Source organism: Terriglobia bacterium (assembly GCA_035712365.1).
GTDB lineage: Bacteria > Acidobacteriota > Terriglobia > UBA7540 > UBA7540 > SCRD01.
Map to the genome: position 1 here is coordinate 107133 of DASTAW010000041.1, position 14838 is coordinate 121970.

11 protein-coding genes are annotated in these 14838 nt (G+C 57.9%); 7 read left to right on the top strand and 4 right to left on the bottom strand.

Translation table 11 applies throughout. The features are described 5' to 3' along the window. Positions 1-35 precede the first annotated feature (35 nt). The 7 genes from VFQ24_13350 to VFQ24_13380 all read left to right on the top strand — a co-directional run bounded on the left by VFQ24_13350 (position 36) and on the right by VFQ24_13380 (position 10097). Positions 36-2699: an AMP-binding protein gene (locus VFQ24_13350; protein HET9179337.1), complete on the top strand. Its 2664-nt coding sequence runs from the start codon at positions 36-38 to the stop codon at positions 2697-2699. Between the two features lie 68 nt (positions 2700-2767). Beyond that, complete coding sequence (locus VFQ24_13355) at positions 2768-4639, top strand: SpoIVB peptidase S55 domain-containing protein (GenBank protein ID HET9179338.1); 1872 nt, start codon at positions 2768-2770, stop codon at positions 4637-4639. A 59-nt stretch (positions 4640-4698) separates the two neighbouring features. Then, positions 4699-6987 (top strand): hypothetical protein, encoded by a 2289-nt coding sequence (locus tag VFQ24_13360; GenBank protein HET9179339.1) that lies wholly within the window; start codon positions 4699-4701, stop codon positions 6985-6987. A gap of 147 nt (positions 6988-7134) precedes the next feature. Continuing rightward, the gene (locus tag VFQ24_13365) at positions 7135-7773 is read left to right on the top strand and encodes a sigma-70 family RNA polymerase sigma factor (protein ID HET9179340.1); all 639 of its coding nucleotides are present in this window, start codon (positions 7135-7137) and stop codon (positions 7771-7773) included. Positions 7774-7777: 4 nt separating this feature from the next. Then, positions 7778-8476, top strand: coding sequence for an anti-sigma factor (locus VFQ24_13370; GenBank protein HET9179341.1), 699 nt, complete (start codon positions 7778-7780; stop codon positions 8474-8476). 32 nt (positions 8477-8508) lie between these two features. Next, positions 8509-9387, top strand: coding sequence for a DUF4097 family beta strand repeat-containing protein (locus tag VFQ24_13375; GenBank protein ID HET9179342.1), 879 nt, complete (start codon positions 8509-8511; stop codon positions 9385-9387). Positions 9388-9584: 197 nt separating this feature from the next. Continuing rightward, positions 9585-10097 (top strand): shikimate kinase, encoded by a 513-nt coding sequence (locus VFQ24_13380; protein HET9179343.1) that lies wholly within the window; start codon positions 9585-9587, stop codon positions 10095-10097. Between the two features lie 20 nt (positions 10098-10117). On the opposite strand, the gene VFQ24_13385 is transcribed toward VFQ24_13380, so the two are convergent. The 4 genes from VFQ24_13385 to VFQ24_13400 form a co-directional block, all read right to left on the bottom strand. Continuing rightward, positions 10118-11518 carry an O-antigen ligase family protein gene (locus tag VFQ24_13385; GenBank protein HET9179344.1) on the bottom strand — a complete coding sequence of 467 codons (1401 nt, stop codon included), beginning with the start codon at positions 11516-11518 and terminating at the stop codon, positions 10118-10120. A gap of 85 nt (positions 11519-11603) precedes the next feature. Continuing rightward, positions 11604-12977, bottom strand: a complete 1374-nt coding sequence (locus tag VFQ24_13390) for a sugar transferase (protein ID HET9179345.1) — start codon at positions 12975-12977, stop codon at positions 11604-11606. Continuing rightward, on the bottom strand, positions 12971-13984 hold the full coding sequence (locus VFQ24_13395) for a glycosyltransferase (protein ID HET9179346.1): 1014 nt from the start codon (positions 13982-13984) through the stop codon (positions 12971-12973). Before VFQ24_13395 ends, VFQ24_13390 begins: the two co-directional genes overlap by 7 nt. Positions 13985-14253: 269 nt before the next feature. Next, positions 14254-14811, bottom strand: a complete 558-nt coding sequence (locus VFQ24_13400) for an HAD family hydrolase (protein HET9179347.1) — start codon at positions 14809-14811, stop codon at positions 14254-14256. Positions 14812-14838 lie beyond the last annotated feature (27 nt).

The window sequence follows — 14838 nt, forward strand, 5'->3', positions numbered from 1 at the left end:
AGGTCTTTTCTGTAAATCGCACGCCAGGGGCGGACATGTCGATCTCAGCCGAAGAGAACGTACCGTCGCTCTCCTCCTACATCCTGCGAATGGGGAAGTACAAGGAGCAGACGGCGTTGATCGAACAGGGTGTTTATCGCTCGAATATATACAGCTACGGCCTGGTAGTGCAGCGGGCGTTGGCTTTTTCCGAATGGCTGCGCCGAAGGCGTCTGGGGGCGATGGCTGGGCACGAGGCCCCGCGCGTGGTTTTGTGGGCAATCCCCAGCGCCCGATGGGCTATGGCCTTCTACGGATGCGTCCTGGCAGGGGCAACGGTGGTCCCGGTCGATGCAGGCTTTTCTCCAGAATTTCTAGACCGCATCATCAAACACAGCGGCGCTTCGCTGCTCATCACTGACCGCTCCCGGCAGCGTGCGACAGGGCAGGCTCAAGCGGACGAAATTGAACAGTTCTTTATTCAAGAGATTGATGGAGTGCCTCCGGCCCCGGCACGCGCTGGCCAAGATCTAGCCATCGACGGCGATGCTGTTGCCGAGATCGTGTACACTTCCGGGACAACAGCCGAGCCGCGCGGCGTGATCGTCACGCACGGCAACCTGCTGGCCAATCTTGTGCCGATCGAGCGCGAGATACAGCGGCATGAGAAGCTCAGCATTCCTTTCCGTCCCATTCGGTTTGTCCACCTGATTCCACTCAGCCATCTGTTCGGGCAAGTAACGGCGCTCTTTATTCCGCAGCTTTTGCGGGGCGTGGTCATCTTTCCTGAGAGCCAGTCGCCGGCCATGTTGGCACGCACCATCAAAGACCGGCGCGCGTCTGTTTTAGTCTCCGTGCCGCAGCAGCTCGAAGCGATGGGCGGTTGGGCCAAAGTGCGGCTTGCCGAAGATGGATATGAAGACCCCGACGCAGCGATTGGGCAAGCTGGGAAGGCCCATTGGTCGATTCCCAGGCGCTGGTGGAAGTTTCGCCGCATGCACAGCCGCCTAGGCTGGAAGATGTGGGCCTTTGTGGTGGGCGGAGCGACGCTTCCGGCGGAACTTGAGCAGTTCTGGAACGGGCTGGGATACGCTGTCATCCAGGGTTATGGACTGACGGAAACGGCCCCCGCAATCACCATCACGCACCCATTCAGGATTCGCCGCGGCAGCGTCGGCAAGCCTCTGCCCGGAGTGGAAACTCGCATAGCCGAAGATGGTGAAATTCTCGTGCGAGGAGCCAACATTTCGCCGGGCTATTACCAGGACGCCGAATCGACACGGGAAAGCTTTGCGGGTGGATGGCTGCACACCGGTGACCTGGGCCGATTCGACGAGGACGGCAATCTGCTGTATCTTGGCCGCAAGAAGGACGTGATCGTGACCGCGGAAGGATTAAACGTTTACCCTGACGACGTCGAAAAGGCGCTCCGCAATCACGCCCAGGTCCAGGATGCCGCGGTTGTGGGCAAGGAAGCCGGGATCGGGCCGACGCGTGTCAACCGGACCGTCGTGCACGCCGTGCTGGTGCCGAAGCCGGGCGCAACCGTGAGCGATCTCGAAGGCGCGGTCCAGACAGCGAACGCCATGCTTGAACCCCACCAACGGGTGCGTGGCTTTTCCGTATGGCCGGAGGCTTCCCTGCCCCGGACGCTAAGCACTTCAAAACTTCAACGCAGCACGGTGGCCAGATGGGTAAGCTCCGGGAACGCCGAAGCGAGGCCACCGTCCGCCCGTGCCGGAAAGCCGAGTGACTGGCGAGACTTCCTTGCCCGGCTTGGCGCCCCGATTGAAAGAGCGCAGCCGGAGTCGCGCCTGGCCGAGGATTTGGGGTTGTCTTCGCTTGACCGCGTGGAGCTGCTGACCTGGCTCGAAACGCGCGGCTATTCATTCGACGAACAGGAACTGGCGCGCGCGCAAACGGTGGGAGACATCGAGAAACTTCTTCAGACGACCTCCGCGACTGCCCCGCCGCCCACTGCTTTTCGTCCTTCCGAAAGGACCGGAAGCCTGCCGGAGGTTCAGCAGCCATACGCAACGCACGAAGCTATTCCAAGGATCGCTCGCCCGACCGAGCCTCGCTGGCCCCTTTCGCGCGCTGCTGCGGTCGGTCGAGAGGCGCTTCAGATGCTGCTGGCATTTCCGCTGCTCCGCTATTACGTCAAGACGGTGGTCCATGGAGGCGAAAAGCTACGGCAACTTAGAGGACCCGTGTTGTTTGTGTCAAATCACCAGAGCCTGATTGATCCGCCGGTAATCCTGCGATCGCTTCCACCGCGGATTCGCCGCCGGGTGGCTCCCGCGATGGGAGAAGCTGCGTTGCGCGGCCATTCGAAAGCCGCACTCTTCTGGGCACGTCTGGCGTTTAATGTGTACCTGATTTCAGACGAGCCCAGCCGCGCACAGGAGGCACTGCGGTACGCAGGCAGGTTGGCTGACCGTGGATATTCCACGCTGCTTTTTCCCGAGGGTGAGCGAACCGGGGACGGCCGCCTGCTTCCGTTCCGGCCCGGCGTTGGCGTCATGGCGGAGCGGCTCCAGTTGCCCGTTGTCCCCTTGATGATTCAAGGGCTCTTTCAGATCTGGCCCCGCACGCAGGACCGTCCCCTTCGAGGGAAGGCGCACCTGTGGATTGGCGATTTGATCAAGATGATGCCGGGCGAATCCGCAGGGGATTTTGCACGACGGTTGGAAGACTACTACCGCACGTGGCGCCCCTGAGCTTGCTTGACGTAGCAATTCTGTGTCCCGTAGACTAATTGTTGATTTATTTAAGGTAACGCTTCAATATGCGATTCCGTAAGTGCATCGCCGCCGCGGCGCTCGTGCTGCTGGCAGCTTCCGCTCTCCGGGCCCAAAGCCAGGACCAGTTCTTTCCGCTCAGCGGTATCCGGCCGGGGCTTAAAGGCGTTGGCCGGACGGTGTTCCAGGGCAATAAAGTTCAGGAATTTCAGGTTGAGTTTCTGGGTGTGCTCAAGAACCTTCTGGCGCCGAAGCACGACGTGATCCTGGTGCGCCTGTCGGGCGGGCCGCTGGCCGAGACTGGCGTGATTGCTGGGATGAGTGGAAGTCCGATATACGTTGACGGCAAGCTGGTTGGGGCGGTGGCCCTGGCTTTCCCCTTCGCCAAAGAGGCGATCGCGGGCGTAACGCCCATCCAGGAGATGCTGGACGTAGTTCCCAAGCCGCCGAAGGCTGCCAATGCAGAACAGGCCACCCGCGCGCCTGCGAGCCTGCCCTTCAAGATTGCAGGCACAGCACTCCATCCTGACGGCTCAGCGCGGCTGATTCCCGATGAGGCTCCGGACGCTACAAGCATAAACAACCTGATGAAGCGTCTGCCCCCGGCGAGCAATAATGGCGGGCTCATGGACCTGCTGCTGCCGCTTCGCTTTGGCGGCTTCTCAGCCGAAGCCATGCAGACCTATGCTCCGCTATTCAACCGGATGGGCTTTCAGCCGATGCAAGGGGCGGGGATTTCCAGCAGCCCCGAGGCCCAACAGGCTGGTCCCAAGGGACCCGAGCCGGGAACAATGGTCAGCCTGTCGCTGGTGAGGGGCGATTTGAATCTGAACGTCGACTGCACGGTAACCTATCGGAGGGAAAATGATATTTATGCCTGCGGCCACCGCTTCCTAATGGTGGGGCCAACGAAGATACCTTTCTCCGAGTCGCACGTACTGGCGTCAGTTCCGAGCGTCGCGAGTTCGTTCAAGATCGACGTGCCGGGGCCGGAAGTGGGCACCATTCGGCAGGACCGTTTTGGAGCGGTTTACGGCGTGCTGGGCGAGAGGGCGCCCATGATCCCGGTCCATATCCATTTAGATTCAAGCCTGAATACGAAAACAGATTACAACTTCGACATCGTCGAGCAGTCATTCCTCTCGCCCTTGTTGTTAAACTTGGGCGTTATTTCTACTCTGGGCGGCACGGAGAGAAGCCTGGGGCCTTCCACGCTGGACCTGCAAGGGAACATTTACCTGGAGGGGGGCGAGACCGTCACGGTTGAGGACGTGGCGTCCGGTGAAATCAACACAGCGGCCCTGGCCGGCGCCTCGGTTTCATCCCCGCTCAATTATCTTCTGGGTGGCGATTTCCCAGGCTTGAGGATCCAGCGAATTGACCTGAAGATCGTTTCCAGGGATGAAAAACGCGTGGCCGTCTTGGAGCAGGTCTGGAGCACCAAGTCACAGGTGAGTCCTGGAGACCATATCGAAGTAACCGGGCTGCTGCGCACATCCTCGGGGGAGACGGAGGTCGAGAAAATTCCTGTCGATATTCCGGAAAGCATTAGCGACAAAAGGCTCTCTCTGGTTGTAGGGAGCGGTGCGAGCCTCAACGCAATTCAGAATCGTCTGACCCCCATCGGCACAACTCCGCGCGACCTGCAGCAACTGGTGCGGGCGCTCAACAGGATGCGCAGAAATAATCGACTTTATGCGCTTCTGATGACGCCGCAACGCTCCCTGACCCTGCAGGGCGAAGAGTACCCGTCACCTCCGCCGTCACTTGTGCAGACCTTCCTGGCCGACCCGGCCGTTTCCAACAGCGTCATCTACGGCAATGCTTCGGTTGTTGGTGACTACCAGACGAAGCCGACGCAGTATACGATCGAAGGACAAAAGACACTGTACTTGAACGTGGAAAACGTAGGGAACTGATGGAGCCCCTTATCGTCGCGAAAACGGTGAGGCTTAGAATCCATCCCAAGAGCGTGTTCATGAAATTCATGGCGAAATTGCTTTTACTTGTTCCGATAGTTGCCCTGGTGGCCCCGCTGCCGATTGCGGGCGTGGAAACCTCCACCTGGCAGGTGAGTGACTTCAAAGAATTCCTCAAAGGAAGGCTGACGGGCGTTTCCATCAACATGGATGGCCAACTGGGCCTGGCTCCTCAGGCGAAGATGGTGTTCAACCCCGATGAGGCCCTGGCGCTTTCGCTTGTTGCCGATCGTCAGCACAATATTTATGTCGGCACCGGACACCAGGGCAAAGTTTTTCGGGTAACCGCCGCCGGCAAGTCATCGCTGTTCTTCAAGACCCAGGAGCCTGACGTTTTTGCTCTGGCGGTGGGTCCCGATGGCGACCTCTACGTCGGAAGTTCTCCCGAAGGCAAGATCTACCGGGTTGATGCGGACGGCAAGTCGTCGGTTTTCTATGATCCCAATACCAAGTACATCTGGGCAATGGTGTTCGACTCCGAAGGCCGTCTCTACGTCGCCACGGGCGACCAGGGCCAGATTCTGCAAGTTGACCGGTCAGGCAAGGGCAAAGTTTTCTTTGACAGTAACCAGACCCACATCATGTGCCTGACATTTGACCAACATCACAACCTGCTGGCAGGAAGCGTACCGGATGGGCTGGTCTATCGGATTGCTCCTGACGGCAAGGCATTCGTGATCTATCAGGCGGACCTTCCGGAAATTCACGACCTGGCAGTTGACACGCAGGGAAACATTTACGCCTCAGCCTTGGGGTCGCCGGGACAAAGAGGCGTGCCGATGATGCTGATGCCGCAGACGCCGGAGATGGCCCTCCCGGCGCAGGTTGTCACCGTAACGGCTGATACACAGAATGACGTAGCGGCGGATAACCAGGTGCCTGAGCAAAATCCCGGGAAACCGGCGCCGCCTACGGAAAAGAAACGCGCTGCTCCCAGCTTCATCCGTCCGGGGCCAGGGGTGGCGGCGCCTGGCGGCCTCACTATGCCGCGGGGCAAAGGGGAACTGGTCCGCATTTCTCCCGCCTCGGCCGTCGAGACCCTGTGGAATTCCAACAGCGAAAGCGCCTACGGTTTGGCGGTGGTGGGGAAAAAGATCATCTTTTCCACCGACTCAGATGGCCAGATTTTTGAGCTGGACCCATCACAATTCGGCGAGAACCTCACCCTCCTGACCGAAACGCATGAATCTGTTGCCACGCGACTGATGAGCGAGGAAAACAATCTGTACATTGCCACCAGTAATGTTGCAAAGCTCTTCAGGATGAGTGATACATCAGAGCGCGAAGGGACATACGAATCGCCCGTGAACGACACCAGTTTTATCTCGCGCTGGGGCGTCATCAGTTGGAGAGCCGATGTACCTGCGGGAAGTTCGATTGAACTCTATACGCGGAGCGGAAACTTTAAGCGGCCCGATCAAACCTGGAGCGACTGGGTCGGCCCTTATCGCAACCAGGACGGGAGCCGGATCACCAGCCCGGCGGCCCGCTATGTCCAGTGGAAAGCACTCTTTCGAGGGACGGCGACCGCGCGGCCCTCGCTGGATGAGGTTTCAGTTGCCTATCTAAACCAGAACCTCCCGCCCGAAATCGAATCGTTTAACGTCAGTAACGCCGGTGAGCGGACCAGCACCGGCAGCAGCGTCTCATCTGCAACTGTTTCCGCTGTCAGCGTGACGGCGGTGCCGCAGATCACCTATGCGGACCCGTCGCAGACGGCCCAGAGTACCACAAAGAACCCGGTGACGCTAACCTGGAAGGCGTCAGACCCCAACGGTGACAACCTGGAATATTCCCTCTATCTCAAATCGTCCGATGAAACCAGGTGGCACCTCGTGAAGGACAAGATCAAGGCGAGCAGCTACACCCTGGACCATTCCACACTGGCCGACGGCCAATATACGGCGATGCTGGTCGCGACCGATGACCTGTCAAACCCCCCGGCTACGGCCCGGGAAGATCGGATGTTGAGCACACCGTTCTGGATTGACAATACTCCGCCGGTGGTGAGTGTGGCACACAGCGAAGTCACGGGGAAACACGCGGTGGTCCAGTTCCGGGTCGAAGACACGACCTCGCCGCTGCATAAAGCCCAGAGCTCCGCGGGAGGCAACGGCTGGCACGAGATCAATTCCGATGACGGAATCATCGACTCCCAAATCGAGACCTTTACGGTAAGAACAGGTGATCTCAGCCCTGGCGAGCATGTTATAACCTTGCGGGCCTATGACATGGCGGGAAACGTGGGCGTCGGCAAAGCCATTGTGGAGGTTCCAGGAAGCCAGTAACCCCACTGCCGAGACGGATTTTCGAAACTCGGTCGGGCGGTAAAAAGAAGGCCCCTGACCCCCTTTTGAACTGCACTTTGGAGACAACTCCGATTTTCGTCACCGCATCATAAGATCGAGTCTAGGTGCGGCATCGAGTGTGAACTGTTGAGTCCACAGAAACCTGCGGCGCCACCGGCCGCTACAGAGACTCAGTTGATCGCGCGCGCCCAGCAAGGCGACGAGGAGGCATTCGCAGCGCTCTTCGAGGCCCACAAGAGGCGTGTTTATTCGCTATGCCTTCGCATGCTCGGCAATCCGACGGAAGCGGAAGATCTGACGCAAGAAGCATTTTTGCAGCTTTTTCGAAAGATCAGTACCTTTCGAGGCGAATCTGCCTTTTCCACATGGCTGCATCGCCTGTCGGTGAACGTCGTCTTGATGCACCTGCGGAAAAAGGGGATAAACCAGATTTCGTTGGACGAAACGGAGAATTCTCAGGGAGAACCGGTCAAACGGGATTATGGCGACGACGACCGCCGCCTGGTCGGGTCCATTGACCGCATCGGGATCAACCGGGCCATCGCGGAACTTCCTCCAGGTTACCGGACCGTCTTCATATTGCATGATGTGGAAGGTTATGAACATAATGAAATCGCTGAAATTATGAATTGCTCCATCGGCAACTCGAAGTCTCAACTCCACAAAGCCCGTCTGAAACTTCGCGAGTGGTTCCAGCAGCGTCAGCGGCAACAGGAAAGGAGCTCGCCTGCACAGGTGGCGAGAGAGGCGAGAGAGGAGCAGTAAGGCCATGGCAGAAGAGAGTCAGAAGCAGACGGAAAATTTTGGATGCCAGGAATTTAACGCGTCCCTGGCGGAGTATCTGGAAGGCGAAGCCAGTCTCGATGTTCGTCTCCACGCCGAGCGATGTTCGTCCTGCGGCTCGCTTCTGGATGACCTCGAATTAATCCGGCTTACTGCAAGAGACCTGCCCCTGGAGTCTCCTTCGCCTCGTGTCTGGAGCAACATCAGGTCGGCGCTGGCCCAGGAGGGTGTGATCCGTGAGAGGGCGAAGTTCTGGCAACGATGGATACCCTCGGTCCCGTTCGTACCCCGCACAGCCCCTGCCGCTGTCCTGGCATTTGCCCTGATGCTGGCGGTCATCATGGTTTTTAAGGGTGACATTCAGAACCGTGAAAGCCGGAACCCGGCTGTAACCTCGGCCACCGCTTCGAGCGCGCGCCAAGCGGACCTGCTCGGCGTACAATCGAAGCTCGTGCGAACTGTACGGGAGATGGAAGAAGACTATAGGGCCCATGAAGCATCGATGGACCCCTCAGCCCAAAGGGTCTATCAGGCTGGGCTGACTTCACTGAACAATTCCATTCAGGAATGCCTTGATTCGCTTCAAAAGCAACCCCAGAATACCCTCGTGCGCGATTACCTGATGCAAGCCTATGCCCAGAAGGCAGAAGTGCTTGCTTCGGCTTTGGAGTATGGCGGTCGGTGATTGGTGAGAGGAAAGTCAACACGGTGCTTAGATTGAAGAAATTCCGAATCAACAGCGGCGCAAAAGCCGTCGGAGCGATGTTACTGATTCCTGCCGGGCTGCTGATGGCGCAGGGAACAGGGCAATCTGAAAAGACTATTTCAACGACCGCCACCCCGCGGGTAAGCATTTCGAACCTGGCGGGCAAAGTTATGGTAAGAGGCTGGGACCGCTTGCAGGTCCACGTGGCTTACACAATCGCATCACCAAAGGTTGCAGTCGACACAGAACAGGTCCCCGCTCAGGGCCCCGCAGACAAGCTCCACTTCACATCGTATCTGATTCACCGTTCGGAGGCGGTCCCGAATCCGGTTGTGGACTACGTTGTTCAGGTCCCCTCCGGCGCCAGCCTGGATATCCATGACCCACAGGGGACCATCAACATAGAATCCATTAAAGGCGACACGTCGGTTGACTCGCTTGGAGGGACGATTTCGGTTGCCGATGCAGAAGGCCATTTGTCGATTCGCTCCGTGGGCGGCAACATCGAAATCATCCGTAGCTCAGGGCGCGTGGAGGCCTATTCCATCAACGGCAATCTTCACTTCGTGAGTCCCGCGAGCACCCGCCTGCATGGTACAACGACTTCGGGCACAATCTTGTACGAGGGCGACTTTGCGCCTGGAGGAGATTACGTCCTCTCTGATTACAGTGGCGACATTACCGTGATTTGTCCCTCCAGCGCTTCCTTCGAACTTGACGCCAAAACCGTACGCGGAAAACTGGACAATCAGTTTCCTCTGGTATCGCGCGGACCTTCGTCGCAGTCGTTTCATCCACCCGGAAACAGTATTTTCGGCACTCAGGGCAGTGGGCAGGCCACCTTGGAGGTGACCTCGTTCAGCGGCACCATTCGCGTTCGTCAGCAGTAAGCAGTCGCCCGGTGCGAGTGTTTCCCTCCATATTGCGGTCGTATCGGAGGCCGGGGGCTTCTCGTTGCCTTCCCATTAAATTCATGCCATGATCTCGCCTCCCCCGGCGCCTGCCGGACGGGACCAAACCAAACCACCCTCAGTTGCGAAATCCTCAAATCGCCTCCTATAATTGCACACGGGGATTTTCCTCCAGTATGAACAATCACCGGCAACAATTGATTTACCTGGTCGGATTCATGGGGGCCGGTAAGTCTTCAGTCGGCACGGTTCTGGCGCAGCGGATGCGGTGGCCATTTGTGGACCTGGACACAGTGATCGAGGCAGGACAGGGGGCGACGATTCGCCAGATCTTTGAGCATGCCGGGGAGCCTTTCTTTCGCCAGTTAGAGCGCGCCGCCCTGGTGGAAGTCGCAAAGGCGCCCCCAGCCGTCATAGCCTTAGGCGGAGGGACTTTTGTGCAGAGGCCGAATTTTGAACTGGTTCGGCAGTCCCACGGCGCCATCATCTGGCTGGACTGCCCCATCGAGGAACTCTGGCAGCGATGTTCCGTCATGGACAATCGCCCCTTGTTCCGCGATCGAGACAGCTTCTTTGAACTGTTTGAACAACGCCTCCCCTTCTACCGGCAGGCAGACTTTAGAATAGCGACCGGCGGGCGCTCTCCCGAAGAGATCGTGGAGGAAATTCTGCGCCTGGGATTGTTCTGACGGTCGGAAGGATCATCACTTCAGAGGCCGGAGGTTTCAGGCTTCTGGGTCTCTTGTCTGGGTTCAATGCAGGCGGCCTTGTATCCCACCCCCAGAATCGCAGCGAAGATCATGGCATTGGCGGGGACCTGCAAGTTGAAGTCTGTCAGGCTGTGCGTCAACAGTGCGAGAGTGCTTCCTATGCACCCCAGCAGGATGGCGCTACGGTAACGCCGATGGTCCCTGAGAAAAGAGATGATCATCCGCACCAGGAGATAAAAAATGGGAACGAACAGAAGGACGAAACCGATCAGGCCTGTTTCCGACGCAAACTCCAGATAATCATTGTGGGCATGATCGACTGTCAAATTGACAAGATGGGTCTGGAAAGGACGCAAGGCGTCTTGATAAGTTCCCAGCCCCGTGCCCAGGATGGGATTATGACGAAAAAGTTGTACAGTATCGCTCCACATCATACTTCGTCGTAACGTCCCCTCGTACTCGGCGTGACTCATATTTACGAATCGATGAAGGATACTTCCCATTCCAATCCAGAGGCAAAACGCCGCCGCCAGAGTAACAAGTCCTGCGATTACGAGCCCCCAACTCCTGCGCCGAACCTTCAGGAGCGTCAGGACCGACAACACAATCAAGGCCAGGGACACGGAGATGATGCCTCCGCGGGAATTGGAAAAGACGACGCCCATCACCATAATGACAACCAGGAAAAGATAGAAGACGATCCGAAACTCAAGGGGGCTTTCACCGCCGGACCTTGTGGAAGCTATGCGGCGCTGGGGGTCCGACCAGAGTTGATAAGAGTCAAATGCGGACGCGAAGGCGAGCGGAAATGTAAGGTCCATTAATCCGGCAAAGTGATTGCGATTGATATAGGTGCCGAACGCGACCCAGGAATCATAAGGGTTGGTTATGCCAAAGATCTTATTCCAACCCAGCAGGTACTGGAGAATTCCATAGCCTGCTTCCAGGCACCCTAAAGCAATCAAGACTGTCAGCATCGTGCTTTTCCGCTTGCCGGAGTCAAACATCTGGGTGGCAAGAAAAAAAACGCCGAGATAGGCAAGGACCTTGAAAAAACCCAGGATGGTCGCAGCAGGGGAAATACTCAGGGCGCTCCAGGAACCGGCGCTCTGGATCGGTGCAAGCCAGGCCTGCGTCACTTGGCGCGCCGGCGACACTGCAGCCAGCAAGGATTGCGGAAGGGGAAGCAACTGAAGCGCTACAAACAGCACAAACAGGAGAGGCCAAACCGGCAAAGCCAGGCTGATTCTCCCTTGCCGCGTCTGGCTCCAGAGGAACAGAACGACGACGGCGAACACCGATATTTCGGCCAACGAATAAGCAATCGGCTGGACTCCGCCGAAGGCAAACGAAGTCCCAACGAGAATAAGGGCCAGAACGATTTCCAGTTTTCTTGTCATCAATGCATTCCGTCCGCAGGTTCTTTCTTTCGACAGCGGCCACTGAGTTTCTACTGGCTTTACATATTCGTCCGGCGCCGCTTCCTCACTGGCTGCCCTGGCGGCCCAGGACGGTCCGGATAGTCCTTAAAACGATTTGGATGTCGAACAACAGCGAGAGATGCTGGATGTAGTGCAAATCGTATTTCAACTTTTCCACCGCATCCTTGACCGAAGATCCATAAGGATAATTGATCTGCGCCCATCCGGTGATGCCAGGACGAACGGCGCTGCGCAAGTTGTAATAAGGAATCTCCCGCCGGTAGAGATCCACCAGCAGGAGGCTTTCTGGCCTCGGCCCTACGAAACTCATGTCTCCCCTCAAGACGTTGATGAGTTGAGGGAGTTCATCAAGCCTCGTTAACCTCAAGAAGCGTCCGAAGGGGAATACCCGAGGATCATTCTTCAGGGTCCAGAGACCCGCAGTGTCCGCACCCACGGACATGGTTCGAAATTTGAAGAGCCGGAAGATTTGGCCGCTCCGTCCCACCCGCTCCTGGATAAAAAGGGCCGGCCCTTTCGACAGCAGTTTGATGCCCAGCGCGATCAGTGGCAGCAGGGGGGCCGTGATCACGAGAAGCGCAAAGGCCAGACCCAAATCAAGCAATCGCTTCACCCTCACCGCGATGTTGCTCTCGAAGAATTGAAATCCCTGTGCGCTCAGGAACCATTGGCCGTCCATGTGATTCAGGGGAAGCTTGCCGCTGAGCATCTGGAATGCAGTTGGGAAGTCGAGGACGGCAACGCCAGAAAACCGGGCATCGATCAGCGCCCGCGCTGTCCCAGGATCGAGCGGGGCCGAGGGCTCCAGGACGATAATGTCCGGCCGCAGATTTGCCACAATGTCCTGCAGTTCGCCGGCGCCGTCGTGCAGCGAATGGGTCTCACTCTGAGCGCCAGCCGGTATTGGGATACACCTTGCAACCTGCACGTTGACCACCTTGAGCCTGTGTTCGCGCGCAACCATTCCCAACTCCTCGAGCGCCGGGCCATCACCGAGGACCGCTATCGTAGAGGGGCGAGTCAGCGCGCCGCGAAGGCGAGACCATGCCAGCCGCCCCATCATCACCAGCCCTGGCGTCACCAGGAAAAGACTCACGAAGAAGCTTCTTCCAAAGCTCCACCGTTGATAGAAATAAAAACTGAGCGTGAGGAACGCCGCGGCCAGCGCGGAGTCCAGCACGACCAGACTGGCGAGCTCATCGCTCTGCTGATCACGCCGCAGGTTGTAGAGATCTGTAATGTAGAAAAGGAGCGACAGAAAGAACCAGTAACCGACCACAATACTCTTGAATCCCCGCGCCAGCAGGAGGTATTGCCCGGTACCCAGAAAGATGGCAGCCTGCACAGCCACGAGGATGGCGACTGTGTCGCTTGCCAGCAACGTCAACTGCGACTTGCGAATCTGCCGTTTTAACATGGCCGCGCTTCGAACCTTTTTTCCGCGAGGTCCTCCAGCATTTGGTCCAACGGGGCCAAAACCTGGTCCCACTGAAAACGCCGCTCGATCAGTCTCCGGCCTGCCAGTGCCAACTGGCAGCGATACTGCGGGTCATCGAGAACTCTGACAACCAGGTCCGCAAATTCCTGGGGACTTCCCGCGGCAGGCAATAGAGAACCTTCGGGGTCCCCAAAAGGTCTTGCCGCAAACGAAGTCGATACCACTGGAATGCCCATCGAGAGTGACTGCAGGACCTTGTTCTGAATTCCTGCGCCGAACCGGACCGGGGCCACGCTGACCGCCGCGCCAGCCATCTCCCGGCGGATATCCACCACGTTGGCCCGCACCTCGACGCCCGGAATTCCCGCCAGATCTCGCACGGAGCGGGGCGGATTGAATCCCACCACAGTAAATTGCGCGTCCGGCATTCGTCGCCGCACAAGTGGAAAAATCTCGTTCGCGAAGTAGAGGGCGGCATCGGCGTTCGGCAGATAGTCCAGCTTGGCGCAATAGATGATGCGCCGGGGCTCGTACGGCCCTTCGTGGAAGGCGAATTCGTCAGGGTCAACTCCCATCAAGGATTGCGTTAAATTTGTGGCCCCGGACTGTTTTCGGACCCACTCGAGGTCTTCCTCCGTATGGATCAAGACCCTGTCGAACCAGCCTGGAACCTCCGCCTCGTAGCGGCGAACTCTGTCGCGATCGATTCGGGCGCCAACCCACTGAGGGTCCCACCAGAATTTGCGCATCCGCGCGTAGTGCTGGTAGATCGAGTCGGCCATATCCAGGACACGCGGAAGATGCCGGTAAGGCCGGGCGTACTCCGCCATCCTGATCAAGTGGACAAACAACAAATCATAAGCACCGCTGCGGATGTCTGAATCCAGCTTTCGCCACAGGTCCGAACACTGGTAGAGGTTAACCTGCAACGGAAGGGAGGAAAAGAAAGCAACTGCACCGTTCCAGGCGAAAGCAGCCTTCGTCATTTGAAAAGACCTTTTTTCGAGGCCCGGCAAATCAGGTTGATGGCTCCGCCGTCGAGACCATGGGGCTGAAGCCAAGGTGTAGAGAGTAACTTCATGAGAGCGGAGCAGGTGGCGTAACGTGTAATACACACGAGCTCTGTCCCCTCCGATCGGCGGGAAAGGATACCGGGCTGTGAGATAGGCGATCCGCATAGCGCCTCAGCAGGCGAGCGACACGGCAATCATGTTGAGAGGACTCGAAAAAAATTCCGGGCTCGATGCCGTTTTGTTTACCGGGAACCCGCGCCTGATATCCAGTCTGCCGCTTCCTGAATAGAGGTTGCGCTGAACTCGGCCGGAGGCCGGCTTTCACCACCAAGTCTCTCAGGCCGCAACCAGACTGTTCTGCAACCGGCCGCGCGGCCGGCCTCGATGTCGCTTGCCGCGTCTCCCACCATCCAGGATTGCTGCAAGTCGATCCCGTGCTCCTCGGCGGCCTGCAACAGCATTCTGGGGCGGGGCTTCCGGCATTGACAATCTCCGTTTCGGTCGTGCGGGCAATAATAAACCGCATCAATTGTGACGTTTTCCTGGGCAAGATGATTGACCATTCTCTTGTGGATCAACTCCAGGACATCGACCGCCAGTTGGTTTCTGGAGACGGCGCTTTGGTTGGTCACGACCACCAGCAGAAACCCGCTGCGCTTCAATTGCCGCAGGGCCTCGGGTATGCCAGGAAGAAATTCCACCTGCTCCCATGCTGTGATGTAATGGTTTTCCGGGGCCTTGCGAATAATGACCCCGTCACGATCGAGAAATACTGCCCTGCGCAGAACACGCCTCCTCATCACTCATCAATTTTTCAACCCTGCACG

Excerpts from the sequence above, each read along its gene's own strand:
- VFQ24_13350 (HET9179337.1), top strand. The coding sequence starts at position 36 with ATGTCGATCTCAGCCGAAGAGAACGTACCGTCGCTCTCCTCCTACATC.
- VFQ24_13355 (HET9179338.1), top strand. The coding sequence starts at position 2,768 with ATGCGATTCCGTAAGTGCATCGCCGCCGCGGCGCTCGTGCTGCTGGCA.
- VFQ24_13360 (HET9179339.1), top strand. The coding sequence starts at position 4,699 with ATGAAATTCATGGCGAAATTGCTTTTACTTGTTCCGATAGTTGCCCTG.
- VFQ24_13370 (HET9179341.1), top strand. The coding sequence starts at position 7,778 with ATGGCAGAAGAGAGTCAGAAGCAGACGGAAAATTTTGGATGCCAGGAA.
- VFQ24_13380 (HET9179343.1), top strand. The coding sequence starts at position 9,585 with ATGAACAATCACCGGCAACAATTGATTTACCTGGTCGGATTCATGGGG.
- VFQ24_13385 (HET9179344.1), bottom strand. The coding sequence starts at position 11,518 with ATGACAAGAAAACTGGAAATCGTTCTGGCCCTTATTCTCGTTGGGACT.
- VFQ24_13390 (HET9179345.1), bottom strand. The coding sequence starts at position 12,977 with ATGTTAAAACGGCAGATTCGCAAGTCGCAGTTGACGTTGCTGGCAAGC.
- VFQ24_13395 (HET9179346.1), bottom strand. The coding sequence starts at position 13,984 with ATGACGAAGGCTGCTTTCGCCTGGAACGGTGCAGTTGCTTTCTTTTCC.
- VFQ24_13400 (HET9179347.1), bottom strand. The coding sequence starts at position 14,811 with ATGAGGAGGCGTGTTCTGCGCAGGGCAGTATTTCTCGATCGTGACGGG.